Source organism: Thiohalocapsa halophila (genome assembly GCF_016583825.1).
Taxonomy (GTDB): Bacteria; Pseudomonadota; Gammaproteobacteria; order Chromatiales; family Chromatiaceae; genus Thiohalocapsa; species Thiohalocapsa halophila.
This window is the reverse complement of record NZ_NRRV01000052.1, coordinates 16,683-41,937: the sequence shown is the minus strand read 5'-3', so window position 1 is coordinate 41,937 and position 25,255 is coordinate 16,683. Positions and strand designations below refer to the sequence as shown.

General features: G+C 69.6%; 25 protein-coding genes. 15 read left to right on the top strand and 10 right to left on the bottom strand.

Annotated elements, in window-relative coordinates; all coding sequences use genetic code 11:
• Window positions 1-212 precede the first annotated feature (212 nt).
• A complete protein-coding gene (locus CKO31_RS18390) occupies window positions 213-917 on the top strand; it encodes a DUF8196 domain-containing protein (RefSeq protein WP_200240348.1) in 705 nt (234 codons plus the stop codon).
• 112 nt (window positions 918-1,029) lie between these two features.
• Here CKO31_RS18390 and CKO31_RS18385 read toward each other — a convergent pair whose 3' ends face one another.
• The 8 genes from CKO31_RS18385 to CKO31_RS18350 all read right to left on the bottom strand — a co-directional run bounded on the left by CKO31_RS18385 (window position 1,030) and on the right by CKO31_RS18350 (window position 11,350).
• Window positions 1,030-2,265 carry a hypothetical protein gene (locus CKO31_RS18385; protein ID WP_200240346.1) on the bottom strand — a complete coding sequence of 412 codons (1,236 nt, stop codon included), beginning with the start codon at window positions 2,263-2,265 and terminating at the stop codon, window positions 1,030-1,032.
• Entirely contained in the window at window positions 2,252-3,220 is a 969-nt protein-coding gene (locus CKO31_RS18380) for a glycosyltransferase family 2 protein (RefSeq protein ID WP_200240344.1), read from the bottom strand. Before CKO31_RS18380 ends, CKO31_RS18385 begins: the two co-directional genes overlap by 14 nt.
• 66 nt (window positions 3,221-3,286) lie before the next feature.
• The gene (locus CKO31_RS18375; protein WP_200240342.1) at window positions 3,287-4,780 is read right to left on the bottom strand and encodes a sugar phosphate nucleotidyltransferase; all 1,494 of its coding nucleotides are present in this window, start codon (window positions 4,778-4,780) and stop codon (window positions 3,287-3,289) included.
• A gap of 85 nt (window positions 4,781-4,865) precedes the next feature.
• Window positions 4,866-5,600: a sugar transferase gene (locus CKO31_RS18370; RefSeq protein WP_200240340.1), complete on the bottom strand. Its 735-nt coding sequence runs from the start codon at window positions 5,598-5,600 to the stop codon at window positions 4,866-4,868.
• Window positions 5,597-7,012: a WecB/TagA/CpsF family glycosyltransferase gene (locus tag CKO31_RS18365; RefSeq protein ID WP_200240332.1), complete on the bottom strand. Its 1,416-nt coding sequence runs from the start codon at window positions 7,010-7,012 to the stop codon at window positions 5,597-5,599. Before CKO31_RS18365 ends, CKO31_RS18370 begins: the two co-directional genes overlap by 4 nt.
• Before the next feature lie 276 nt (window positions 7,013-7,288).
• The gene (locus CKO31_RS18360; protein WP_242475489.1) at window positions 7,289-8,068 is read right to left on the bottom strand and encodes an SOS response-associated peptidase; all 780 of its coding nucleotides are present in this window, start codon (window positions 8,066-8,068) and stop codon (window positions 7,289-7,291) included.
• Window positions 8,069-8,334: 266 nt separating this feature from the next.
• Window positions 8,335-10,209: a glutaminase A gene (gene glsA / locus CKO31_RS18355; protein ID WP_322789177.1), complete on the bottom strand. Its 1,875-nt coding sequence runs from the start codon at window positions 10,207-10,209 to the stop codon at window positions 8,335-8,337.
• Complete coding sequence (locus CKO31_RS18350) at window positions 10,202-11,350, bottom strand: DUF2333 family protein (protein ID WP_200240330.1); 1,149 nt, start codon at window positions 11,348-11,350, stop codon at window positions 10,202-10,204. The genes glsA and CKO31_RS18350 overlap by 8 nt, the downstream gene beginning before the upstream one ends.
• Before the next feature lie 420 nt (window positions 11,351-11,770).
• On the opposite strand from CKO31_RS18350, the gene CKO31_RS18345 reads away from it, so the two are divergent.
• The 13 genes from CKO31_RS18345 to CKO31_RS18285 all read left to right on the top strand — a co-directional run bounded on the left by CKO31_RS18345 (window position 11,771) and on the right by CKO31_RS18285 (window position 23,735).
• Entirely contained in the window at window positions 11,771-12,400 is a 630-nt protein-coding gene (locus CKO31_RS18345) for a Na+/H+ antiporter subunit E (RefSeq protein WP_242475488.1), read from the top strand.
• Window positions 12,393-12,656 (top strand): MrpF/PhaF family protein, encoded by a 264-nt coding sequence (locus CKO31_RS18340; RefSeq protein ID WP_200240328.1) that lies wholly within the window; start codon window positions 12,393-12,395, stop codon window positions 12,654-12,656. The genes CKO31_RS18345 and CKO31_RS18340 overlap by 8 nt, the downstream gene beginning before the upstream one ends.
• A 118-nt stretch (window positions 12,657-12,774) precedes the next feature.
• Window positions 12,775-13,080 (top strand): monovalent cation/H(+) antiporter subunit G, encoded by a 306-nt coding sequence (gene mnhG, locus CKO31_RS18335; protein ID WP_200240326.1) that lies wholly within the window; start codon window positions 12,775-12,777, stop codon window positions 13,078-13,080.
• Window positions 13,077-13,358 (top strand): Na(+)/H(+) antiporter subunit B, encoded by a 282-nt coding sequence (locus CKO31_RS18330; RefSeq protein ID WP_200240324.1) that lies wholly within the window; start codon window positions 13,077-13,079, stop codon window positions 13,356-13,358. The genes mnhG and CKO31_RS18330 overlap by 4 nt, the downstream gene beginning before the upstream one ends.
• Window positions 13,355-14,140, top strand: a complete 786-nt coding sequence (locus tag CKO31_RS18325) for an MnhB domain-containing protein (RefSeq protein WP_242475487.1) — start codon at window positions 13,355-13,357, stop codon at window positions 14,138-14,140. The genes CKO31_RS18330 and CKO31_RS18325 overlap by 4 nt, the downstream gene beginning before the upstream one ends.
• A 12-nt stretch (window positions 14,141-14,152) precedes the next feature.
• Window positions 14,153-14,449, top strand: a complete 297-nt coding sequence (locus CKO31_RS18320) for an NADH-quinone oxidoreductase subunit K (protein WP_200240322.1) — start codon at window positions 14,153-14,155, stop codon at window positions 14,447-14,449.
• Window positions 14,450-14,460: 11 nt separating this feature from the next.
• Window positions 14,461-15,936 (top strand): complex I subunit 5 family protein, encoded by a 1,476-nt coding sequence (locus CKO31_RS18315; protein WP_200240353.1) that lies wholly within the window; start codon window positions 14,461-14,463, stop codon window positions 15,934-15,936.
• Window positions 15,933-17,438: a proton-conducting transporter transmembrane domain-containing protein gene (locus CKO31_RS18310; protein WP_200240320.1), complete on the top strand. Its 1,506-nt coding sequence runs from the start codon at window positions 15,933-15,935 to the stop codon at window positions 17,436-17,438. The genes CKO31_RS18315 and CKO31_RS18310 overlap by 4 nt, the downstream gene beginning before the upstream one ends.
• A 46-nt stretch (window positions 17,439-17,484) precedes the next feature.
• The gene (locus CKO31_RS18305; protein WP_200240318.1) at window positions 17,485-19,263 is read left to right on the top strand and encodes a complex I subunit 5 family protein; all 1,779 of its coding nucleotides are present in this window, start codon (window positions 17,485-17,487) and stop codon (window positions 19,261-19,263) included.
• Window positions 19,264-19,442: 179 nt separating this feature from the next.
• Entirely contained in the window at window positions 19,443-19,730 is a 288-nt protein-coding gene (locus CKO31_RS18300; RefSeq protein ID WP_200240316.1) for a sll1863 family stress response protein, read from the top strand.
• A gap of 299 nt (window positions 19,731-20,029) precedes the next feature.
• On the top strand, window positions 20,030-21,520 hold the full coding sequence (locus tag CKO31_RS18295; protein ID WP_242475486.1) for a Mur ligase family protein: 1,491 nt from the start codon (window positions 20,030-20,032) through the stop codon (window positions 21,518-21,520).
• The gene (locus CKO31_RS18290; protein WP_200240314.1) at window positions 21,517-22,479 is read left to right on the top strand and encodes a hypothetical protein; all 963 of its coding nucleotides are present in this window, start codon (window positions 21,517-21,519) and stop codon (window positions 22,477-22,479) included. The genes CKO31_RS18295 and CKO31_RS18290 overlap by 4 nt, the downstream gene beginning before the upstream one ends.
• 56 nt (window positions 22,480-22,535) lie before the next feature.
• Window positions 22,536-23,735, top strand: coding sequence for a dicarboxylate/amino acid:cation symporter (locus CKO31_RS18285; protein WP_200240312.1), 1,200 nt, complete (start codon window positions 22,536-22,538; stop codon window positions 23,733-23,735).
• A 318-nt stretch (window positions 23,736-24,053) separates the two neighbouring features.
• Here the strand turns inward: CKO31_RS18285 and CKO31_RS18280 are convergent, their stop codons facing one another.
• Together CKO31_RS18280 and CKO31_RS18275 are read right to left on the bottom strand one after the other, a co-directional pair.
• Window positions 24,054-24,218 (bottom strand): hypothetical protein, encoded by a 165-nt coding sequence (locus CKO31_RS18280; RefSeq protein WP_200240310.1) that lies wholly within the window; start codon window positions 24,216-24,218, stop codon window positions 24,054-24,056.
• Window positions 24,219-24,316: 98 nt separating this feature from the next.
• The gene (locus tag CKO31_RS18275) at window positions 24,317-24,703 is read right to left on the bottom strand and encodes a transposase (protein WP_200240308.1); all 387 of its coding nucleotides are present in this window, start codon (window positions 24,701-24,703) and stop codon (window positions 24,317-24,319) included.
• 272 nt (window positions 24,704-24,975) lie between these two features.
• Between CKO31_RS18275 and CKO31_RS18270 the strand changes: the two genes are divergently transcribed.
• Window positions 24,976-25,218, top strand: a complete 243-nt coding sequence (locus tag CKO31_RS18270) for a hypothetical protein (protein ID WP_200240306.1) — start codon at window positions 24,976-24,978, stop codon at window positions 25,216-25,218.
• Window positions 25,219-25,255: the final 37 nt, after the last annotated feature.

Here is a 25,255-nt window from a genome sequence, read left to right as displayed (position 1 = left end):
TGACGCTGTACTGGCCGTTCGACTCCTGGGAGCAGCTCCTCGACTTCATGCACGAGGCCCTGGAGCCCGCGACGCCGCCGCCTACTGGCCGCGCCGCTGCGCCAGGGCGGCAAATTTAGAATTGCTGACGGCTCGCACGCTGAGCCGACGGACCACTGCCCGACTTGCTATGCTGCTGAAGCAAGTTGCGTATGAGCCGTCGGAGGACAGACATGGCCAACACCGCCATCCGCGAGGAAGTCGACGAACTCCGCGAGTACATGAAGGAGCTGAGCTACCAGGCGATGCGCACGGAAATGTCGCTGAACCGCCTCTCGGAGGAGATGCGGGAATTCAAAGACGACATGAGCGGCTTCAAAGACGAGATGCGCGCGTTCAAGGACGAGATGGGGGCATTCAAGGACGAGATGGGCTCGTTCAAGGACGAGATGCGCGCGTTCAAGGAGGAGTCCGAGCGTGATCGCAAGCGCATGAACAAGCAATGGGGCGATCTCGCCAACCGCCTCGGCACCGTGGTGGAGGACATCGTAGCGCCGAGCCTGCCCCGGGTCGCCGCCGAGCTGTTCGGCTGCGACTCCCCCGACCTCTTCGCGCTGCGCGTCGTCCGCCGGCGGGATGGAGAAACCCGGGAGTATGACGCCCTCCTCGCCTGCAACGACATCGTGCTGGTCAACGAGACCAAGTCACGCCTCCAGGCGAGCCATATCGAGCCCCTGCTGGCCAAGCTCGAGGACCTATCGCGCTTCTGCCCGGAGTACGCCGACAATCGGGCCGTCGGCGTGCTAGCCAGCCTTTACCCGGACGACAGCATCATCCGCCGGGCCACGAAGGCCGGCGTGCTCGTGATGGGTATGGGCGACGAGGCGATGACAGTGATGAACCCAGAGGCGCTCAAGAGTCGACCGAACGCCGACTGAGCCCCTACCACCACCGATCTTCGCCAAACGCCGCACTCGGCACTCCGCACTCCGCACTCCGTGATCCGCACTCCGTGATCCGCCCTCCGCCCTCCACACTCCGCCCTTCCCCTCAAGCATACCGCGCCCAAAGCCCCAGGAACCGCTCCGCCGCCAGCTTCCAGTGGATATTCGCCGGCAGCCCCAGGGCGCTGGCGGCGCAGGGGTCGAGCAGCGAGCCGGATTCCGTCAGCAGCAGCGGCAGGGTGCCGATGAGGCGCTCGCGCGGGTAGCGAAGGGCGCGGCGGGGGCGGCGCAGGGGCTCGCGGGGGCCGAAGTCGCGCACGGTCACGCCGAGGTTGCGCACCAGGTTGCCGCCCTGCCCCTTGGGAATGTCCGCACGGCAGTAGTCGTGCCAGTCCGAGAAGCTCGCGCCCAGGCGGCGGATCTCGAAGGCGCGCAGCGTGGCGGTCCAGATGCGCAGCACCCGCGCCAGCCAGTCCGCGGGGCGGGCGTCGGCGAATTCCTCGTAGGCCGGGTGGAACTTGTGGCGGTAGGCGAGCCGGTAGAGCTCGAGAAACTCGTCGTGCCGCGGCATGGGGTCCGGGCGCTCGCGATCATCCACGTAGAGCGCCGGGCGCGGGGCTTCCAGCCGGGCGAGCTTCTCGGGATAGGACGGGTGATAGCGGCCGTCCGCCGCGAGGCGGGTGTCGCCGCAGGCGAGGACGGCCTTGAACAGGTACTTGAAGAAGACCTCGCGCTCGCCTGTGTCCATACCGCCGCCGGCGGCCAGGGAGCGGCGCTCGAGCAGCTGTTGCTGATCCATCAGCAACAGGGCGCCGCGGTTCAGCATCAGCCGCGTGAGCTCGCCAGGCGGCAGGCCGTGGAAGGGCATGTCACGCATGCGCTCCAACACGTCCGCGTCACCCGCCACCACCCGGTGGCCCCAGCGCATCTCGGCGTTCATCAGTGAATACTCGGCGCGCTTCAGGTGCTCGGCGCTCAGCAGTGCGAAGTCCACTTCCACGCCCACGCGCTCCGTCAGTGTCTCCGCCAGCTCGGCGAGCCCGCGGTGCAAAGCGGCGCGCTGCGCGCCGGATGTGCCCCGAACGACGACGAAGTAGTCGTAGTCGTTGAACGGGGCTGGCCCGTCCTCGGTGACCACATAGCCGCCCTCGCCGCGGCCGTAGCCCCCCATGAGCACCAGGGCGACGAAGCTGCGCCGGGGCACCGAGTCGAGCACGGCAGCGGCGATCTGCTGCTGATCGGCGTCGATGCGGGCCTCCACTGCCGGCCCGCCGTCGAGCGTATAGCGCTCGGGCGGTGCCGCGACGGGCGCGTGCGGCGCGACCGGCTCAGGCTTCCCCATGCGAGTGCTCGCCCTTGCCGTGGCCGTCGTCGGCGCCCGGCATCAGCCCCGCGCCGAGGCCTGCCCGCAGCCCGCGCCAACGACCCCATTTCTGGGTGACGCGCAGCGGGACGCTGTGCAGGGCCGCCTCCAGCGAGCGCTCACGCAGGGCCCAGGCGAGATCGCGCAGGACTTCCATACCTGTGGGCAGCACCATGTAACGCAGCCAGGACATGTCGAGCTCGCCGTTGCGGAAGATCCAGGCCTCGGCCTTGCCCTCGCCGAACTGGCGCTTGTAGGACTGAGCCAGGGTGTAGTTGTGGGAGTGCATCGCCGCGGCCTCGGGCACATAGACGATACGCAGGCCCGCCCGGCGCAGCCGATAGGACCATTCGATATCCTCGGAGTATTGCACAGCCGTCTCGAAGGGGTAGCGCGCCAGCACCTCGCGGCGGGCGGCGGCATTGGCCATGGAGAAAAAGTGCACCCAGCCGGCGGACGCCTTGCCGTCGCCGAAGGCGCGCTCGGTGTCCTTGCGGAAGAGCTCGCGGCAATCCGGGCGCGGGGTCTGACGGCCGAACACGGCACCGACGTCCGGCACCGCCAGCGGCGCGATGAGCCGCTCCAGCCAATCGTCGCGCTCCGGCGTGGCGTCCGAATTCAGGAAGACGATGACGTCCGCCTCGGCGCCGATGGTGGCCACGGCGTGGCTCAGTACCCGCCCGGGGTTGTAGGACTTGGGATCGTTCTGGTGGATGCGGGCGGGGTCGTTGTACTCGCGGATCACCTCCAGCGTCCCGTCGCGGGAGCTGGAGTCGAAATTCCAGAGCGTGAAGTTGCGGTAGCCCTGGCGGGCGACCATCTCCAGCGTGCCGCGGATGGTGTCGATGTCGTTGTAGGAGCGCATGGCGATGGCCACGCGCGGTGCATGGGCTGCGTGCTCGCCGGCTTGCGCTTCGATGCTGTCCTCGGCCATGTTCCTCCCCCTCGCTGCGCGTTGTCGTGTTTGGGATGCCGCCAGCGGTCATGCCGGTCTATCTGTTCAAGCCCGCTGCCAAGCGCGGCGGCTGAAGAGTCCGAGCAGCCCGACCCAGAGCCAGCGCAGGTCGCCGAGGGCGCTGCGCTTGCCCGCGTAGAAGGCGTCGCTCATGAGCCGCTCGTCAAAGGGCGCATCCGGCGGCAGCGTCAGCTGCGTGGGCCCGATGAGCCCCACCGGCGCCTGATCGCGCACCCGCTGCCAGTCTTCGGTGCGGGACTCCGCCTGCTGCGGCGTCAGCGGGGCGACGCCCACCGGGCGCAGATCGCCGCTGACCACCGCCAGGATGCGCGGCAGCGTCGCCAGCACCGGGATGCTGGTGGCGAAGCGCCGGCTCGAGAAGGCCGGCTCGCGGTCGCCGCCGGCGACACCAGGCAGCGCCGCGCCGCGGTTGCCGATGAGCGTCTCGCCGCGCAGCAGGCCGCCGCCGGACTCCAGCGCCGCAGCGGCCAGCGCGACGGGCCACAGGGGCAGCGACAACAGCAGCAGCAGCGTACCCAGGATGCGGTCTGCGAGGCGCGGGCCCTCCGGCTGCGCGGCCTCGCCGCCGAGGCGCCCGAGCAGAAAGGCATCCGCCACCTTGAGCACCGCCCCTGTATCCACGCGAATCAGGACGTCGTGGGCGACCACGGCATTGCTCAACTCCACCAGCTCGCCGATGTAGCTGTGCGGCAAAATGACGCTGTCGATGATGGTCGCCCCCCGGTCCACCACCACGTCCCGGGCGATGACCACCTCGCCGAGCAGCTCGGCATCGGCGCTGACCCGGCTGTTCTCCCCGACATAGGCCTGGCCCTGCTTGAGGCTCCGGGGCGCCACCGCGGCACGGCGACCGGCGGTGAGGCCGAGCGCCACCTCGCGGCCGCCGGCGGCGAGCCCGGCCAGCCGTCCGGCCACGAGATCTCGGTTGGCGCGATGGTACTCCGCCACGGACTCGATCAGGCTCAGCGCCGTAGCGCGCAGGTCGACGGTGTGGGCGGCAGCGGCAGCGGCGGCGTCGGCTGGCCCGCCGTGCCAATGCAACAGATCCAGCAAGGGCGCGGGATCAGGATGCCCGGCACGCAGCAGCACCAGCGACGCCCTCGGGTCGGCCGCGGCACCCAGCACCACCGACCCCGGCAGCCCCTGGGCTTGATCCAGAAAGTCCGCAATGCAGGGACCCGCCAGCAAGTCCGCGCGCAGGGCCAGCAGCGGCTCGTCTTCTCCCAGTGCCAGCCGCGGCCAGACGGCGCTGGGGGCTTCGCCGCCGTGGCGGCCGCTGCGGCTCAGGGCGAAGCGAAAGCGACCGCCCCAGCGCTCGCCGGCGCCGAGCAGGGCCTCCAGCTTGTCGGCGTGCTCGGCCAGCACGAAGACGAGCTCGGTGATGCCGGCATCGATGAGCTCCTCCAGGCGGAACTGCACCAGCGCCCGATCCGCCACCGGCAGCAGTGCCGGCGCGTACTGGGCATCCAGCGGCGCCAGATCGGCGGCCGGGCGATCTGCGAACACGAGGGCGCGCATGGCTCAGGCGCTCCCTGGATGAGTGCAGGGCAGCGTGGGCGTGCGGTTGCAGGCGGTGCGTCTCGCCTTGCACATGGTGAGGTCCTCAGTAGGCGCCGGTGCCGAGCAACAACGCGGGCACGGTTTTTAGGAGTATTTTCAAGTCCATCCAGAAGGACTGGGACTCGATGTACTGGACATCCAGCTCCACCTGCTGGTCGAAGGGAATCTCCGAGCGCCCGGAGATTTGCCAGATACAGGTGATGCCCGGGATAACCTCCAGCCGCCGACGGTCCGAGAGCGAGTACTCATCCACCTCCGCCGGCACCGGCGGGCGCGGGCCCACCAGAGACATGTCGCCGCGCAGCACGTTCCACAGCTGCGGCAGCTCATCGATGCTGGTCTTGCGGATAAAGCGGCCGACCTTGGTGACCCGGGGATCGTCCTTCATCTTGAAGATGACGCCGCCGGCCATCTCGTTCTGTGCCATGAGCGCGGCCTTGCGCGCCTCGGCGTCGATGTACATGGAGCGGAGCTTCCACATGGTGAAGAGCTGCCCCCAGCGGCCGACGCGGGTCTGCCGGAACAGGACGGGCCCCGGCGACTCCAGACGAATCGCCAGCGCAACAAGGCCGAGCACCGGTAGCAAGAGCACCAGCAGCACGGCGGAGGCCAGGATGTCGAACAGACGCTTGAGCAGATAGGAGCCGCGTACGACACCCACCCAGGCGGCGCGCTTGAGCAGCATGCGCGCCTTCGCCTTGGCGCCGAGCGCAGCCGGGCTGCCGTAGCGCTTGATGAGCGCCTCTTGTCGGCGCTTGTGCTCGCTACTGGCGGTCATGGCGCCATCCCCGCCACGCCGGCGGGCCGAGCGATCTCCGGCGCCCTCGCCGCCGCGGGCAGCGCAAACCGCTCCGGCGCCTGCATTTGGCGCCAGACACGGTACAGGAAGAGCGGATTGCCAATGACATAGCGCCGCCACATCCGTCCCGGCTCCTGCAACAGACGGTAGGCCCATTCCAGGCCGATCTCGCGCATCCATACCGGCGCCCGCTGGATACGCCCGGAGTAGAAGTCGAACAGGCCGCCGACACCCATGCGCACCGGCGGCTTCAGGGCCTGTCGGTGCTGCTGCAGCCACAGGTCCTGTCGCGGTGCGCCGAAGGCTACCAGCAGGATATCGGCGCCGCTTTGGTTGATCTGCTCGATGACGGCGGGCTCATCGGCGGCATCGAAATAGCCGTCGCGGGTACCGGCGACCCTGAGCGCCGGGTAGCGCTGCTGCATGTGCTCGGCTGCCGCCGCCGCGATGCCGGGGCGGGCGCCCAGCAGGAACAGCGAGCGGCTCTGCTGCGCCGCTGCCGCGCACAGCAGCGGAAACAGGTCCGTGCCGTTGACGTTCTCGCGTAGCGCGAGCCCCTGCATGCGGCAGCCGATATGGATACCGATGCCGTCCGGCAGCACCCGTGCCGATGCCAGCAGGGCGTCGCGGTAGTCGGCATCACGCCAGGCGATGTTGAGGCAGTCCGGATTGACGAAGGCGAGCTGCCGCGAAGCGCGGCGGCCGGGGTCGCTGGGGTCGCTGGCGGCCATGAGCCAGTCCACGGCCTCCGCCATACTGGTGTTCTGGATCGGAATACCGAAGAAATTGAGCACCCTCGGCATTGCCCGGCCGGTGCCATCGCCGCCGAGTATACCGTTCAGCACCGAGCGCGCTGCCAGCCCGAGATCGCCTTTCACCGACTGACCATAGACGAAATCCCGGTCCAGCCGACTCTCGCCGACATGCGCGATACCCACCTTGCGCTTGACGCCAAAAGGCGACACCAGGCCTGGGCGTACCGCAAAGCGCACGGCGTCCGCGGCCGGCACCGCCACCGCCTCCGCCGCCGTCAGCGGCCGTGGGCCGACCATAGCGAGGTCCCCCTTCAGGACGCTGAGCCATACCCCGAGCCCACGCGCCGGACCGTGCCCGGCGAAGGCGAGGCGCTGGATGCGGCTGCGAAAGCGCCCCACCAGATCCTCGGCATCGAACAACCGACCGGTCTGCCAGATGCTCGCCGTGGCACGCACCAGCACCACCGGGGACAGCACCAGCAACAGCCCTGCAGCGACGGTGATGTCCAGCAGACGCGGAATGACATCGGCGAAGAAGCGCACGGCGGGCAACAAGGAGCGCCTGATGGACAGACGCCAGCGCCCGCGCATGCGCTGACCCAGGGGTCCCGGAATCTTCAGAGCTTGGCGTGCCATGTGCGTACTGGTGTCGTTGTTCTTGCCTGCCCTGCCTCGGTCCTGCCTCGGTGCAGGATCGTGACCCTTGCGGTGTGCATCCATGTACAAGCACAACGGACTCGGCTCGCCGAAACTGTGCGCCGGCTCACATCTCTCGGCACGGCCAGCCGCGGCAATTTCCGTACCGTAGGCAGGGCATTTGAGTATATACCCAAGCCAGCCAATCGCATAGGAATCGGCGTACACGCATTCTTGATGCGAAGCCGAGCCGACGCAGCCCCGTGCGCGACAGCCTCATCGGCCGTCGGCCTGGTCGCCTGCTTGGTTGTCGCCATCCTCGAGCGCCGCGAGGAGACCCGCGTCGTCGTTCGCCGGGCTGTTGACCCGTCGCGAGACGGGCTGCGCGGCCCAGTCCTCGGCGGGCGCCGGCCGCAACAGGGCCTGCAGGGCGTCGGTGTCGGCGTTCTGCGGATCGAGCCAGGAGTCCATGGCGGACGCATCCAAGACTACCGGCATGCGCTCATGGATACCGGCCACGGCGCTGTTGGCGTCCGTGACGATAATGGTGCAGGAACGCACCGGATCACCGTCTTCGGGCCGCCAATATTCCCAAAGCCCGGCGAGCAGGACGGGCGCTTTGTCCTGACGGTGGATGAAAAAGGGCTGCTTGGGCTTGCCCTTTTGCTGTTGCGCGCCGCCTGCCGGCGACTGCCACTCGTAGAAGCCTTCGGCGGGGATCACGCAGCGTCGGCGCTTGAAGGCGCTGCGATAGGCCGGCTTGCTCGCGACGGTCTCGGCGCGGGCGTTGATCATGCTGTAGCGGCTGTCCGGGCCCTTGGACCAGCTCGGGATCAGGCCCCAGCGCAGCGCCGTGAGCTCGCGCCCCCCGTCGTTGCCGGCGCGGATGGCCAGCACCGGGCGGGTCGGTGCCATGTTGTAGCTCGGGTGCCAATCGCCGAGACCGTCCGCGTCCAGCTCCGCCGCGTAGCGACTGGCATAGATCTCAGGGTCGGCGTGTTGAACGAAGCGGCCACACATGATGCAACAGTAGCGCCGATCATCCGCGTTTTCCAAGGCCGGGAGCCGTGGGAGCGGCATCCTTGCCGCCACGTCTTCCAGCGCCGCAGCCAACATCCGTCGCGGCGAGACGCCGCTCCCACACCAGACCGCGCCGTGGGAGCGGCATCCTTGCCGCCACGTCTTCCAGCGCCGCAGCCAGCATCCGTCGCGGCGAGACGCCGCTCCCACACCAGACCGCGCCGTGGGAGCGGCATCCTTGCCGCGACGTCTTCCAGCGCCGCGGCCAGCGTCCGTCGCGGCCAGAGACCGCTCCCACGGGGTCAGGCGAGATGGCGCACCAGCTCGGCGTTCTCCCGCAGCATGGCGGCGAAATGCCGCGCCATGTTGGCGAGCATGTGCTCGCGGATGGCCGGGTCGAGCACCGCGAAAGGGACCTCAAGGCAGGTAAGATCGGTGCTCGCGGTGACATTGGCCGTGCGCCGCTCACGGTCGAGGACGCCGATCTCGCCGAACACCGTGCCGGGGCCGAGCGTGGTGAGCCGCACCCGCCGCCCGGACTTACCGCCCTCGCCGGTGCTGACCCACACCTCCGCCTCGCCGGCGAGCACGAAGAAGACGCTCTGAGCCGTATCGCCGATGCTCAGCACCGCCGCACCAGCGGGATAACGACGCTCGCTGCCGGCGGCGCGCACGGTATCCAGCGCCGTGTCGGACAGGCCCCGGCAGAGATAATTATTGTGCAGATCGGCGCCGTCTAGGACATCGGCGCCAACGCCCGCGGCATCCACCAAGCGCTGCTCGCAAACCTCCACGGCGCGGTCGGTGTCGTCGAAGCGCAGCCAGTCGGCGCTGGCGGCGGCATGGGTTTTTTGCAGCAGCCGCCGGAAGCCGTAGAGGTGCATGGTCTCGGTGAAATAGATTTGCTTGCCGGAGGCTGCGACGCGCTCGGCGAGGCGCAGCAGCAGCCGGGCAGCGGCATCGCCGACGGCGACGACGCGCTTGAGATCCACCACCAGGGCATCGGCCTCCGCGAGATCGGCGAGCATGGCCAGCTCCACCGACTCCGCGCTGCCGAACACCAGCTCGCCCTGCAGCTCGTAGACCCGCACGCGCCCGCCCTGCTCGGCCAGCAAGGCAGTCTCCGCCGGGCTGCGCTCGCGCCGCGAGCGGATCCGGGTGCAGTCGTAGCTGCGCCGCAGCACCGTCGCCGAGGTCGCCCGCGCGACACTGAACAAATGCAGCCCGAAGTCCCGGGAGATTCGCTCGCAGGCCTCGATGCCGCGCACGCTGTTGCCCTTGGCATCCAGCGGCGGCGAGAAGACCCCGAGACCGAACTGCCCCGGCAGCACGGCCATGATGCCACCGCCGACGCCGCTCTTCGCCGGCATGCCGACATTGAAGATCCAGCCGCCGGAGTAGTCATACATGCCGCAGGTACTCATCACGGCAAGCACCTTGTCCACGTAGCGGCGCTTCAGCGCCACCACGCCGGTCACCGGATTGACCCCGCCGTTGGCGAGACAGGCACCCATGAGCGCCAGATCGCGGGCGGTGACCCGAATGGCGCACTGCTGGAAGTAGAGGTCGGTGGCCGCCTCCGGCGAGCTCTCCAGAATGCCGTAGCCGCGCAGCAGGTGGGCGATGGCGCGGTTGCGGTGGCCCGTCTCGCGCTCGGACTCGAACACCGCCGTGTCGATGTCCATGGCGTGGCCGGTGTAGCCGGCGAAGGTGGCCAGCAGGCGCTCCAGCGGCGGCGCTCGATCATCGCGCACCAGCGCCGTCGTGGCGATGGCACCGGCGTTGATCATCGGGTTCATGGGCCGGCCCGTGTCCGGCTCCAGGCTGATGGAGTTGAAGGCCTCGCCGGAGGGCTCCACGCCGACCTTGGCCAGCACCGCATCCAGCCCTTGGTCCGACAGCGCCAGCCCATAGGCGATGGCCTTGGAGATGGACTGCACCGTGAAAGGCTGGCGGGAGTCGCCCACCTGGTAGATGTGCCCGTCCGCGGTAGCGATGGCGATACCGAGCCAGTTGGGGTCGGCCCGGGTCAGCTCCGGAATGTAGTCGGCGATGGTACCGCCGCTCACCTGCGCCAGCTCAGCGTGGAGCTGCTCCAGGTAGTCCTGGACCGGCGCCGTGGCCAGCGCCCGGGCGACGTCGCCGCCGCGGGCGCCGGGCGTGCTGGTGTCAGCCACGCTCCAACAGCGTTCCTAGGTCGATCACTGCGGCGTTGGCGCGGGACATATACGAGGCGAGCACCAGCGAGTGATTGGCCAGCAGGCCGAAGCCGTGCCCGTTCAGGACCACCGGCGACCATTTGCGCATACTGGCGTATTCGAGGTCGCGAATAACCTGCTGCATGGACACCTCCGCGTTCTTGTCCTTCAGCACCGGCGCAAAGTCGATGGCAATCGCCTTCATCATGTGCAGCAAGGCCCAGGAGTAGCCGCGCGCCTCGAAGAAGACATTGTCGATCTCGGTCCAGGGCGTGCGGCTGCCGGTGCCGGAGCCGGTGCCGGCGGCGGTGCTCTGGGCCTGACCCTCCTGCGGTGTCCGATCAGCCGGCCGTGCGCTCAAGGCGGCGGTGAGCTCTTCATCGCCGACACTCGCCGACAGCCGCTGACCGAAACTGCCGAGGCGCTTCTCCACCACCTGTAGATAGGCTGCGAGATTGTCCGCACGGATATAGAATTGCGCTTGCGGATCGCGCTCGGCCATTGCGCTCAGGTAGCGCTGCAGTGCCGCGATGCCCTGCTCGTACTCTTGCTCGGCGGAGGGCAGGAACCAGGCCTTCGCATCGAAGTTGAACTCAGAGTCGGCCTTTCTCAGGCTTTCGTTCTCGACGGATTGGGACTGGGACCGGCTGAAGTCGTTGCGCAGCGAGCGGACAGAATCCCGCAGCTCCGTCAGCACCCCATATTCCCAGGACGGCATGTTGTCCATGATGATCCCGGGCGGGGTCATGTCGTTGTGCAGGTAACCGCCCGGTTTGTGCAACAGGGTGTCCGCCACCTTGATTGCCGACGCCACGATGGCGCTGCCCGGCACAGGACTGACATCCGCGCCCAAGAGCTCCTCCGTGTTGGCCTGCACGTCGAATTTATCGGGCTGGACGGACCACCATGTGCCGAGTCCGACAACAGCGACGACGAGGAGCGCTATGACGACGACGCCCCAACGCAGGGCCCCACCGCCATCACGGCCGGTGCGGGCAGCGGTCTCTTCGGCGTCGTTGCCGGTCTCCGGCTCGGCGGGGGGCTGTGCCCCGCCGGCCGCAGGCGCGCCCTCGTCGGCGCGCAAAATGCGGTCGGCGTCACTCAGGGTGGCGTTGGACATGTCTGATACCTCTTGGACTCGCGGTAAAGCATTGGGTGCGGAGCCGACCGCGGAGATGGGCCGGGCACCGGTGCTGCGGCCCGGCGGCCTTCTCCTTGGCGGCCATCGGCCTCCGGGGCCGCCCGCCGTCGGCCTCCGGTCTGCGATACTGTAACCCCCGGTTCCCGCATGGTCACTGTGTTTGAATCTCTCGCGCAACTGGCGCCCGCCGGCTGCAATTGCAAGCACGCCCTCGATCTTAATTCGACTGCGGCTGATGGCCCGCCGCCGTGAGTGCTGGCGGTTCGCATTGAGGCGTCGCCCGCGCCCGGTGGCCGTCGCGATTGCGCACTTCGGTTAATCCGAATATTGTGCCTTGCCCGTGGAAATCGGGCAGTCCCCCGCCCACATTGTCTCAGCTCTGTAACGGATATTCGACGGTTGCCGACCTTGACCGACGCGACCCGCCCTCCCACGACCGCAAGCCCGCTGCGCTGGACCATGCGTCTGGTGCTGTTCGCACTGGTTTGGCTGATGCTGGCGGGGACCGACCCCGTGTCCTGGATCGTCGGCGTGCCGGCGGTGCTGCTGGCCACCTTCGCCGCTGCCCGACTGTCGACGCTGGTGGGCGCCGACCCGAGCCCGCTGCGGCTGGTCGCCTTCGTCCCCTTCTTCGTCTGGGAGTCCATCCTCGGCGGCGTGGATGTGGCAAGGCGCGTGCTCTCGCCCCGGCTGCGCATCGATCCGGCCCTGATCGGCTATCGCCCCCGTCTTCAGGACGCCGCGGCCAAGGTGGTTTTTCTCGATACCATCAGCCTGCTGCCGGGCACCCTCTCCGCGGACATCCGCGACGGCATCGTCCAAGTGCATGCGCTGGACGCCGATCCGTCCGTCGTGGCGGGCCTCGTGGGTCTGGAGCAGCGCGTCGCCCGTCTCTTCGGCGAGACGCTCGCCGGTGCCCCGCAGGTGACCGTGACCAGCTGCGAGCGCGAGGACGCCCTGGCGCTGGCCCGCGCCGAGGCCGCCGCCGTGGCACAGGCGCAGACCCGAGTGGAGGGCGGCGATGCCTGAATTCCTGCTCGGCATGGCGCTGGTGCTGCTGCTGACCATGTCCGCCGGCCTGGTGCGCGTGGTGATCGGGCCCACGCCGGCGGACCGAATGATGGCCGCGCAGCTGCTCGGCACCTCCGGCATGGCGGTGCTGCTGCTGCTCGGGCTGGCGCTGGAGGTGCCGGCGCTGCTGGACGTGGCGCTGATCTTCGCGCTGCTGGCGGCGGTGTCGGTGGCAGCCTTCACCCGCCGGCGCGCGGGCGAGGATCAAGCCTGACAGCGCTCCCGCAGACCGCCGCCGCAGACTGTCGCTGCACATCGCCGCCCGGCAGGCACCCGGCGCCGTTCGACCACCGTTCCGATCCCCCCGACCCTGTCCTCCACGATCCGCCGTGATGTCAACGGAAACCATCCTGCACCTGATCGCCGCCGTCAGCGTGACCCTGGGGGCGGCCTTCTTCTTCGCCGGCACCATCGGCCTGCTGCGTCTGCCGGACCTGTTCAGCCGCCTGCACGCGCTCACCAAGGCGGACAACCTGGGTCTGGGGCTTATCATGCTCGGGCTCATCCTCTACAAGCCGGATCTCTTCTACGCCGTCAAGCTGGTGCTGCTGTGGGTGCTGGTGATGGTGTCGGGCGCCACCGGCGCGCACCTCATCGCCAAGCGCGCCCTGCGCGGCGACGGCGAGGACATGCAATGAGCCAGCTGACCCTGCTGATCGTCTTCGATGGCGTGCTCCTGGTGACCCTGCTGGCGCTCGGCTTCGCCGCCGTGCTGAGCCCGGAGCCGCGCCGCGCGGTGATGCTGTTCATCGCCTTCGGGCTCTGGCTGTCGCTGGTTTGGGCGCGGCTGAAGGCGCCGGACGTGGCGCTGGCGGAGGCGGCCATCGGCGCCGGACTCGGCGGTGCCCTGATGCTGGCGGCCGCCCGGCGCGCGGCCAGGTCCTCGGCCCGCACGGATGGGGGTGACGAGACATGACCAGCATGACCAGGGCCAGGCGCGCCGCGCGCAGCGCCGAGCGCAACCGCGATCTGAGCCTGCTGGTGGCGGTGCTGCTGGCGCTGCTGGGCGCGGCCTTGACGGTGGTGTACTTCATGGCGCTGCAAGCGGGTGCGGCCCCGCGGCTCGCCGACCTCGCCTACGAGCGCCTGCCCGGCACCGGCGTGCAGAACCCGGTCACCGCCGTGCTGCTGAATTATCGCGCCTACGACACCCTGATGGAGCTGGCGGTGCTGCTGGCCGCCCTGCTCGGCATCTGGTCGCTGGGGCCGGCGGCGCCGGGCTTTCAGCGCTCCGGTGCCGTGCTGGCCGGCATGGTGTCCTGGGTGGTGCCGCTGCTTATCGTCACCGGCGGCTACCTGCTCTGGGTGGGCGGCTACGCACCCGGCGGCGCCTTCCAGGCCGGTGCGCTGCTCGGCGCCGCCGGCGTCATCGTGCGCCTGGCCGGCGACCCGCGCGCCGGCCTGCCGGGCGAGGCCGCCCAGCGCTGGCTGCTGGTGGCCGGCGTGCTGGTGTTCACCCTGGTGGGGCTCGGGCTCATGGTCTTCGGCGCCGGCTTTCTGACCTATCCGCCGAAGATCGCCAAGTGGCTGATCCTCGCGATCGAGATGGCCGCCACCGTCGCCATCGGCGTGGCCCTGGCGGCCGCCTATGTCGGCGGCCGCCCGCCCGGCCCGCAAGCCCGGCCGACGGCCGAAGACGAGGACGCCCTCTCCGCGACCGAGCCGGCAGCAGAGAACACCCCAGCCCCTAGCCCCTAGCACCTTCCCCGAATGTTGACCGCACAGTTTCTCTACGGCGGCGCCGGTCTGGTGCTCTTCGCGCTCGGGCTCTGGTCCTTCCTGGTCCACGAGCCGCTGCTGCGCAAGATCATCGCCCTGAATATCACCGGCGCCGGCGTCTTCCACGTGCTCATCGCCATCGCCTATCGCGGCGATGTCGCACCCCCGGACCCGGTGCCGCATGCCCTGGTGCTCACGGGCATCGTGGTCGCCGTGAGCGCAACGGCCCTGGCGCTGATGCTGGGTGCGCGCCTGCAGGACGCGGAAGAGGAAGACCGCCGCCGATGAGCGCATCGCCCATGACGGACCCGCTGGTCCTGTGCATCGCGCTGCCGCTGGTGGGGGCGATGCTGGTGACGGCCCTGCCGCGCTGGTCGGTGCGCCTGGGCATCGTCTCGGCGCTGGCGACGGCGGGGGCGGCGGTGGCGCTGACCGCCGCGGTGTGGCAGCAGGGCACGCTGCATCTGATCCTGGGCGGCTGGGATGCGCAGCTCGCCATTGCGCTGCGCGCCGACGGCCTGGCCACCGCGCTGGTGCTCATGGCCAACCTGGTGGGGCTCGGCATCAGCGTCTATGCCACCGGCTACTTCCACGACCGGCTGCGGGTGCGCTCGTTCTGGCCGCTGTGGCTGCTCCTGTGGGCTGCGCTGAACGGGCTCTTCCTCGCCGGCGACCTGTTCAATCTGTATGTGATGCTGGAGCTGCTCGGCATCGCTGCGGCGGCCCTGGGCGCGCTCACCGGCAACCGCGATGCAGTGGCGGCGAACCTGCGCTATCTGCTGGTGGGCCTGCTCGGCAGCATCAGCTATCTGCTGGGCGTGGCCTTGCTGTACACCGCCCACGGCACCCTGGACCTGGGGCTGCTGGCGCAGCGCATTGCGGCGGCACCGGAGCTCTTTGCCGTCAACGCCGCGGCCATGGCGCTGATGGTGGCCGGGCTGGCGCTGAAGGCGGCGCTCTTCCCGCTGCACTTCTGGCTGCCGCCGGCCCACGCCAACGCGCCGGCGCCGGTGAGCGCGGCCCTGTCGGCACTGGTGGTGAAGGCGGCCTTTTATCTGATCCTGCGGCTGTGGCTGGACTTGTTCTGGCCCATCACCGGTATGGCGGCCGCCATGCTGCCGGCGCTGCTCGGGGCGGTGGCCGTCCTCTGGGGCTCCTGGCGGGCGCTGCGCGCCGAGCGGCTCAAGCTGCTGGCGGCCTACTCCACCGTGGCGCAAATCGGTTATCTGTTCCTGTTCCTGCCGTTGCTGACGGCGACCCCGCCGGGGCCTGCCCGGGACGACCTGCTGGCGGCGCTGCTGCTGATGGCCGTCACCCACGGCTTCGCCAAGGCGGGATTCTTTCTGGCAGCCGGCCTGGTGCAGACCAACGCCGGGCATGACCGCATCGACGATCTCGGCGGCACCGCCCAGCGCCTGCCGGCGACCACCTTCGCCATCGCCCTGTCCGGCTCTGCGCTCATCGGCCTGCCGCCGAGCGGCAGCTTCATCGGCAAGTGGCTGCTGATGCAGGGCGCCATCGCCACCGGCCAGTGGTGGTGGGTGATCGTGGTCACCACCGGCAGCCTGCTGGCGTCGGCCTATGTGTTTCGGGTGCTGAGCCGTGCCTTCGGCCTGGAGCCGACGCCGCTCAAGTTCATCACCGACGCCCGCGCCGAGGTGCCGGCCCTGACCCTGGCGCTGATCTCCGTGGCGGTGCTGGGCTTGGCTTCGGGCCCGCTGTGGACGCTGTTGGGCCTGAGTGCCGCGGGCAGCGGGACAGGAGGCGGGGTATGAGCTGGGACTACGCAGCCCTGCTGCCGGGGGCCATCGTGCTGAGCTCGCTGCTGCCCGGCGTGTTCATCTTCCTGGTGCGCGAGGAGAGCCACACCCTGCGCACCGTGCTGAATCTCGTCGGCGCCATCGCCAAGCTGGTGCTGGTGGGGCTGATGATCTACGGCGTCTGGCTCGGGCAGGTGTTCGAGACGCGCATCGCCATCGCCCCCGGGCTGACGCTGGTGCTCAATGCCGATGCGCTGTCGGTGCTCTTCGTGACGCTGTCCACGGTGCTTTGGCTGGTCACCACGGTCTACGCCATCGGCTACCTGGAGCACTCCACCAACCGCTCGCGCTTCTTCGGCTTCTTCAGCCTGTGCGTGTCCGCCACCGTGGGCATTGCGCTGTCGGGCAACCTGCTGACCTTCGTCATCTTCTACGAGATCCTCACCCTCGCCACCTATCCGCTGGTAGCCCACCGCGGCACGCCTGAGGCCACCCGGGGCGCCAAGATCTACCTGGCCTATACCCTCTCCGGCGGGCTGCTGCTGCTGGTGGGGGCCGTGTGGCTGCGCACCCTGACGGGGCCAGTGGACTTCGTGGAGGGCGGCATGCTGGGCGGTCTTTCCCCGGACCTGCACGGCCAGCTGGTGGCCATTTTCGCGGTGCTGCTGGCGGGGCTCGGCGTCAAGGCGGCATTGGTGCCCCTGCACGGTTGGCTACCGCAGTCTATGGTGGCGCCGGCGCCGGTGAGCTCGCTGCTGCATGCGGTGGCCGTGGTGAAGGCCGGCGCCTTCGGCATCGTGCGGGTGGTCTACGATGTCTACGGCGTCACGCTGGCGTCGCAGCTCGGCCTGCTGACGGTGCTGGGGGTGCTGGCGTCCTTCACCATCGTCTATGGCTCCATCCTGGCCATGACCCAGGACGGGCTCAAAAAACGCCTCGCCTACTCCACCGTCAGTCAGGTGTCTTACATTGCGCTCGGCACCTCGCTGCTGGGGCCGGTGGCTACCGTCGGCGGGCTGGTGCATCTGGTGCATCAGGGGATCATGAAGATCACGCTCTTTTTCTGCGCCGGCAACTATGCCGAGACCCTGGGCGTCGCCAACGTCAGCCAAATGGATGGCGTCGGCCGGCGCATGCCGCTGACGACGCTCGCCTTCACCGTCGGCGCGCTGGGTATGATCGGCATCCCGCCCATCGCCGGCTTCGTCAGCAAGTGGTATCTGGGCTTGGGCGGCGTGGAGGCCGGCCAGCATTGGGTGCTTGTGATCCTGGCCACCAGCACCCTGCTCAACGCCGGCTACTTCCTGCCCATCCTGTATCGGGCCTGGTTCCGGCCGCTGCCGGCGTCCTGGCCGAAGGAGCACCACTTCCACACCCGGTTCGAGACCATGGGTGCCCTGCTCTGGCCGCCGGTGATCACGGCGGTGTTCTGCCTGCTGGCGGGGCTGCTGGCGTCGGCGCCCTTCAGCCCGCTGGAGTGGGCGCGGTTGATTGCTGAGCGGGAATACGGGTTATGAAGTTTGAAGTAGGAAGTTTGAAGTTTGAAAGGGCGGAGGCGGGTCCATGAGCGCCTGGCTCTTGCTGATCGCCTGGGTTTGGCCGCTGTTGCTGGTGTGGCCGGCGTCCGGGGTGCGGTTTCGGCAGGACTGGGGCACCGCTGCCTCAGCCCTCAGCCCCCGGCCCTCGGCCCTCCCCTGGGTTGCCCTCGGCCCGGTGCCGGCGCTGGCGGCGGCGCTGTTGGTGCCGGTGGGTACCGAGCTGCCTCTGCCCTGGCTCTTTCTCGGCACCCATCTGGCGCTGGATGCGACGGCGCAGGTCTACCTGGCGTTCACGGCGCTGGTGTGGCTCGCGGCCGGGGTGTATGCGGCCTTGGGCGAGCGCGGCGGGCCGCCCGAGGCACCGACGGCGCGCAGCGGGCGCTTCGATGTCCTGTTCCTGCTGTCCATGGCGGGAAACTTCTGGCTCATCGTCGGCGCCGACCTGTTCAGCTTCTACGCCGGCTTCGCGATGATGGGCATCGCCGCCTACGGGCTGGTGGTGCACGACGGCAGCCCGTCCGCGCTCTGGGCCGGCAAGGTCTATCTGGTGATGGCGCTGCTGGGCGAGGTGGCGCTCTTTGCCGGGCTGGTGATGCTCGCGAGCGAGACCGGTACCACGCGGCCGGGAACGGGCGAGGTGACTGCGCTCAGCAACGCGACGATCGCGCTGCTGCTGCTCGGGCTCGGCGTCAAGGCGGGCCTGGTGCCGCTGCATCTGTGGCTGCCGCTGGCGCACCCGGCGGCGCCGGTGCCGGCGAGTGCGGTGCTGAGCGGCACCATGATCAAGGTCGCCCTGCTCGGCTGGCTGCGCTTCCTGCCGGTGGGTGAGCTGGCCCTGCCCGGCTGGGGGCACTGGCTGGCGCTGGCGGGGCTCGGCACCATGACCCTGGCGCTGCCTGTCGGGCTGGTGCAGCGCGACCCCAAGGTCATCCTCGCCTACTCCAGCATCGCCAAGATGGGACTCATGATGACCGTCCTCGGGCTGGTGCTGGTGGAGCCGGCGCTGGCGCCGATGGGCGTCGCCGGTATCGTCTTCTACGCCGCCCAGCACGGGCTGGCCAAGGGCGGGCTCTTTCTGGGCGTGGGCCTGCGCAAGCACGCGGGCCCCGCCGGCTCTATGACCCAGGCGCTCATCCTCGGCGTGCTGGTGTTCCTGGCGCTGGCGCTGGCGGGAGCGCCCTTCACCAGCGGCGCCGCCGCCAAATACGACCTGAAGCCCGTCCTGGACGCCGCCGAGTGGACCTGGATCGGCGCCGTCATCGCGGTGACTGCCGTCGGCACCGTGCTGCTGATGGCCCGCTTCATCTGGGTCTCCTGGCGCCTTCAGCCGCATGCCGAGCCGGACTGGCTCTGGCCCGTCGCCGCCTGGGGGCTGCTGGCGGCGCTGGTGGCGCTCTTCCCCTTCGCCATCGCCTTCGGCAAGCCGGAGGCCTGGCTCAGCAACGGGCTACCCCTTGGCATAGGCGTCGGCATCGCCGCTGCGGTAGCGCTCATCGCCGCGCTACAGCCCAAGCTGTTCGCGCCTTTCGTCGGCCTGATACCCCCCGGCGACCTCTTGGCACTGGTGATGCCGCTGCTGCGGGCGGTGAAGGCGATGGGCGAGGTCTTCCTGGAGGACCTCGGCCGCGTCTGGGGTAGGCTCAAGGGCATCGCCCTCGCTGCCTTCGAGCGGGTTTTCGGTACTCCCGCCGGTGACGTGGAGCGGGAGCTGCGGCAATGGCCCGTCGCCGGCGCCCTCTGGGTAGGCATCAGCGCCCTGTTGCTGCTTCTGCTGCTGGGCGCCCAGGCACCGGGCGGCGGCTAACGCGATCAGGCCCCTCGGTGGACTTCGCTGTCGCTCGTCCACCCTACCGGTCGCGCCAGCGGTCTAGCCGGACGGACGCCCTTCGCTGTGGGATCCACCTGGCTTGTCATGCATTGGAGATCGGCGTACAAAACGACCGGCGTGTTTGCGTGTTCCTTCCAACCGAGGAGATCAGCCAGATGTCAGAGAGAAACCACTACATCGAGAAGGCAAAGGCGAACATCGACGAGTGGAACGCCGAGATCGAGAAAATGAAGGCCAAGGTCGACCAAGCCGAGGCCGACGCGAAGATCCAGTATCAGAAACAGCTCGACGAGATGCGCGCCCAGCGGGATGAGGCCGAGGCGAAGCTGAAAGAGCTCCGCAACGCCAGCGACGAGGCCTGGGAGGACATGAAGGCGGGCTTCGACAAGGCCTGGGACAGCTTCTCCAACGCCTTCGCAAGCGCGATGTCGCGGTTCAAGTGACGAGCACGGATCTGCGCATCGCTCCCAGCCCGCACTGAGCGCGTCGCGCGGCGGCTTCCAGCTGTGTAGATGCGCCTGAGCGGGCGCTGGAGCCCGGGCATTCAGGGACGATGCCCCCGCAGGGTCCAACTCCAGCAGCGCGACGCCGAGCCGCCCGCGGCACTTGAGCGCGGGCCGGAGCCAACAGGCACGCTCAGCCTGAGCCGCCCCACTCGCGCCCACAGCGCGGCGCGCAAGCGGCTGACGCTCGCACCCGCGGGCACGAGGTCCCGTACCAAGACCGTTACGAGAGCAACCGCTTGCCGCCCTGCCCGCCCACGCCCGGCCCGCTGTCATCCCCGGCCGAGGCCTTTGCCCGCATCGACTTCGCCTGGCACCGCGTGCCGGCGGGGCTGGATCTTGACGCGCTGTCGGACATCCAGTGGCGCTCGGATGCCTGTATGCCGGGATCGGTGCTGTGCTTTCAGTGCCATGACGGCGGGCCGTCCGATGCCGAGCTCTACCGGCGCTACCTCGCCGCCAGCCCCTTCGCGGTGCTGGTGACCAACCGGCGCATGGACTGCTTCGAGGCGCTGCGGCACAAGGGCATCTTCGTCACCCGCCCCGGTGCCTACGGGGATACGCTCGCGCGGCTGTGCGATGCCTTCTATCCGCTGCCGGCCGGCCACTGGCGCATCGCCGCGGTCACCGGCACCAACGGCAAGACCACGACGGTCAAGTACCTGGAGGCGCTGCTCGGCGCCGCCGGCGAGCGGGTGCTGTCGGTCGGCACCCTCGGGCTCGCGCTGAACGGCGTCGACCAGGGCGTCACCGGCTTCACGTCGCCGCCGCTGGTGGAGCTGCGCCGGCTGCTGGCGGCCTACCAGGAGTGCGCCGACGTGCTCGTCACCGAGGCCTCCAGCCATGCGCTGCACCAGGGACGCCTCGCCGGGCTGCGATTCGATGCGGCCGGCTGGACCAATTTCACGGTGGACCACCTGGACTACCACGGCACCGAGGACGGCTACTTCGCGGCCAAGGCGGGCATCGTCGACCACCTGCCGGCGGGCTTGCCGCTGCTGACCACCAGCGCCGCGGTGGCCGAGCGGCTGCGGCAGGAACGGCCGGGAGCGCCCGTCGAGCTCCTCACACCCGCGGCGGCCGATGCCGGGATGCTCGGCGAGCGCGCCTTCCTGGCGCTCGGCTACAACCGCGCCAACTACGCGCTGGCGCTGGCGCTGGCGGCACGCATCCTGGCGCCCACGGGCAGGCAGCTGCCGGCGGCCCCCTGGCGTGCCCTGCAGGGGGTGGACGGTCGCTTCGAGACCTTCGTCTGCGGCAACCGCACCCTGGTGGTGGACTTCGCGCACACGCCGGATGCGCTGGAGAACGTGCTCACCGCCATTCGCCACGCCTTCGCCCGGGCAAGGGTGACCACGCTCTTCGGCTGCGGCGGTGACCGTGACCGGGGCAAGCGCCCGCTCATGGGCGCCGCCGTCTGCCGGCACGCGGACCACGCCATCGTCACCTCGGACAATCCCCGCTTCGAAGACCCCCGGCGCATCATCGACGAGACGCTGGAGGGCATGGGCGGCTGCGCCGCGGCGCCGGACGTGGTGCTGGATCGCGCCGAAGCCATCCGTCATCTGTTCGACCGCCTGGACGCGGCACCGGCGCACGAGCCCCAGGTGGCGCTCATCGCCGGCAAGGGCCACGAGCGCAGCATCGACCGGCACGGCACCAAGACCTATTTCAGCGACCAGGACGAGGTGGCGCGGAACTTCGCGCGGCTCGGATGGGCGCGCGGTTGAGCGCCCGGCTGCTTTTGCACACGCGCCCGCGGTTGCACCCCGCCGTCGCCGCGGGCTTGCTGTGCTGCGTGCTCCTCGCCGGATGCGCCGGCGGCGACCGTCTCGCCGGCAGCAGCATCAGCGCCTGCATGGACCCGGCCGAGGCGCGTTCGGCGGACGTCCGCCGTCATCTCGGGGCCTTGCGCGGCACACCCGTGTGCTACCGCCGCCAGCAGGTAAACGAGGGCGGTTTCCAGTGGACCTTTCACATCCTGGAGCACACCCGGACTCCGGACGGCCCCTTCTGGGTGCTGCCCCACGACGACGAGGACGCCGCCTTCGCCGCCGGTGTGCACGCAGTGCTCACCTACGGCGGCGGCCTGCTGGCGGTGGACAGCGGGGGCCGGCGCACCTATCGCGGGCAGGACCCGAACCGCAATTTCTCCACCAGCCGCGGCGAGTCGCGGCTCTGCGTCGCCCAGCGACGGCCGGCACCGCACTACACCCGAGCGGTCCTCGATCACTACCGCGGCCGCCGCGGGCCCATCCTCGCGCTGCACAACAACGGCGACGGGCATGCCGGCAACGGCGGCTATGGCAACATCTCGATGCTCCGCCCGGCTCCCGGCCTCACGCAGTGGCCGGGGGCCGCCGGCCGCGGCAGGCCGGGGCTGCGCGACGAGGACAATCTGATCTTCGTCGTCGGCCGCCGTTCGGCCTACGCCGACCCGGCCATGCGCCGGCGCATCGGCGCCCTCAACGCCGCCGGACTCAACGTCATGCACAAACAGGTGACAGGCCAGAGCTTCGACTGCTCGCTGTCCGACTATGTCGCCCGCCACGGCCTCGGTGAGTACTACAACCTCGAGGCCCAGCAGGGCGCCCGCGCCACACAGGTGGAGATGGTCGACCGACTCATGTCGGTGCTCGGCATCCGCCCGTTGCGCAGCCGCGCAGGCGGCAATCCGTTTCTCGACTGACGCCGCGCCGACGGAAGCAATGGACACATGCAGCCCGACAGTCCCGGTGGCAGGCCATGATCGGTAAAGCCCTCTACTCGACCCCGACCGCGCTGGTGCTCGGCGTGCTCGCGGCCCTGTTGTTGCCGGCGGGGGCGCCCTATGTTGCCTGGCTCGGCAAGATCTTTCTGTCTCTGCTGAAAGTCTTGATCCTGCCGCTGATCCTGGTGTCCATCTATGCGGCACTGGCGGGCGGCGCGGACCTGAAGCGCCTGGGCAGCCGCACGCTCGGCTTCTACCTGCTGACATCGGCCGCCGCGGCCGGCGTCGGCACCCTGCTCGGCTGGGCCTTCTCCCGCGGCGTCGCGCCCGGGCTGCTTGCGCTGGCGCAGGTGAGCCCCCAGGACGCAGCCTTCAGCAGCGAGGCGCTGGTGGCCAACTTCGTGCCAGAGAATCTGTTCGCGTCCCTGGCGGACGGCAACATCCTGCACATCGTGGTCATCGCCATCTTCGCGGCGCTCGCGGCCCGCGGGCTGTCGGCGTCCCAGCGCGGGACGCTCCAGGACGGCGCCGAGGCGGCGAATGCGCTGTTGATGCGGATGCTGTCGTTGTTGCTGCTGGCGGCGCCCGTGGGCATCGCGGCCCTGGTCTACGCGAGCCTCGCGGACATGGAGTGGCGGGCGGTGCTGGAGCTGCGGCCCTTCGTCTGGGCCGTGGCCTTGGCGGCGCTGGTCCATGCCGGGCTGTTCCTGCCGACGCTGTTGTGGCTCGGCAGCCGCCGGGCGCCCCTGGCCTTTCTCTCGCAGGTGCGCGCGGCGCCGGCGACGGCGCTGGCCACCGCGTCCAGCGCGGCCACCTACCCCGTGTCCAAGCGCGTACTGGAAGCAAACGCCGGCGTCAGCCCCGACACCACCAGCTTCACCCTGCCGCTCGGGGCGACGCTGAACATGGACGGCTCGGCGCTGTACCAGTCCATCCTGCTCATCTTCATCGCCCAGCTCGCCGGCGCCGAGGTCAGCCTCGCGCAGGCCCTGTTCATCGTGCTGCTCACCATGGCCTCCAGCGCCGGCACTGCCGGCATCCCCGGCGGCGGCATCGCCATGATGGCCTTTATGCTCGACCTGCTGGGGCTGCCGCAGACGTACCTGGCGCTATACCTGGTGGTGGACCGCTTCTTCGATTACCCCATCACCGCCTTGAACGTTTGGGGCGACTTGATCGTCGCAGCGGTCGTAGATGCGCGCAACGAGCACTCGCAGGGTGCGCGTGCGCAGTGATCGCCTCGGGTGCGTGCGCATCAGCTCCGACAGCACGTTGGTGTCGAGCAGGATCATGAGCGGGGCTCGGGGGGTCTCGTCCTCGACCAGCGGCGGCTCGCGTGACGGATAGGAAATCCAAGCCACCCTGAGTGACCAGGTTGGTTTGGGAGAGGACGATAGCGGGGCGGGATGTGTGGTCAACACCGAACAGCGGGGCCGACGGGTGTCGGGGGCGGTGCAGGCGCGCGCGTTGTGGGGTGCTGGGGCGTGCATCTGCGGGGCCGTGCGCCGCCGGGAGACGAGTGGGGCTGCGCCGTCACCTGCGAGAGACGGCGGCTACCACGCAATGCGCTGATCAAACTCGAAGTCGGACTCGGGCTGTTGGAGGAGGTCCCAGTCCGGCGCCGGCTCGGGCGCATCGTCCCAGCCGGGCGGTCCGCGGGCGGAGGCGATCGGCGGTGGCTCGGTGGGCTCGCCCATATGGGCAAGGATGCGCTGCACTAGGACGGCCTCGGCGACGTTGCGCGATGATGCGCATGTCCGCCCCGCAGTTGGGACAGACCAGGGGCAGGGACTCGAACAGCCGGAGCTTGATCCCATTAGGGCAGCATCACCCAAGGATAGCGCGCCGGGGAGCGAGCGTTCGGGGCCGGTGCGCGACCGGGTGCAGCGAGCTCGGCGGAGGCGCTCGGGTCGTCGGTCAGGTCACGCCCCAAGACGACGGCCGCCGCCCGCCGGGGCGAGTTGGGGGCGAGCACGCCGTGGTAGCGATGGCGATGCCGCCTGGGCGGGGGGATGAGTGCCGCGAGATGGTCGATCAGCTCCAGTGGCGTGAGCGTCAGCGCCGTGGTGCCGTCACGCTGCGGCTTCGGTAATCGGTAGACGACGCGTTCGGCATCGAGCCGCTCCAGACGCTCGAGCGCGAACGGGGGCCGAGCACAGTAGCGCAGCAGCCGCTCCAGCCCGGCGCGATCGTGCGCGCCCACGCGCACCGCGGCATCCAGCAAGAAGCCGCTGTTGGGCTGGGTGGGGCTCTGAGGGCTCGCATCTCGCGGACGTCATCACGCTCGATCAGCCCGCTGCGGGCGAACCACCGCAGCACCCGCACGCGCACCTGCTCGGCGATGGCGGGGGAAAAGGGGCCAGGCTCGAATGGCGCTAACTTAAGCGGAATCGTCTCAAAAGTCAGGGAGATAGGCCGGGCGGGATGGTGTACGGTGGAGTTACCAAACCCACCCCATCCCGGAGGCGACCCACCATGCAGGCTACTCCCGCTGCTGCCGCGCGACAACGTCGTGTACAGAGCCGGATCGACAACGCCGACGCCTATGGGTTCTTCAACCTGCTCACCGGCCCGGAGCTGCTCGATGACGTGGAGGCGCTGCTGCCTGAGCACCGCGAGCGACCCCTGATCTCAAGAGAGGCCGCCGACCGAGACGCTGTCGATGTTCATGGCGCAGGCACTCTCACCCGACGGCAGTTGTCGAGCGGTGGTCAATGATGCCAGGGTCAAGCGCTTGATCGGGGGGCTGGCGGCG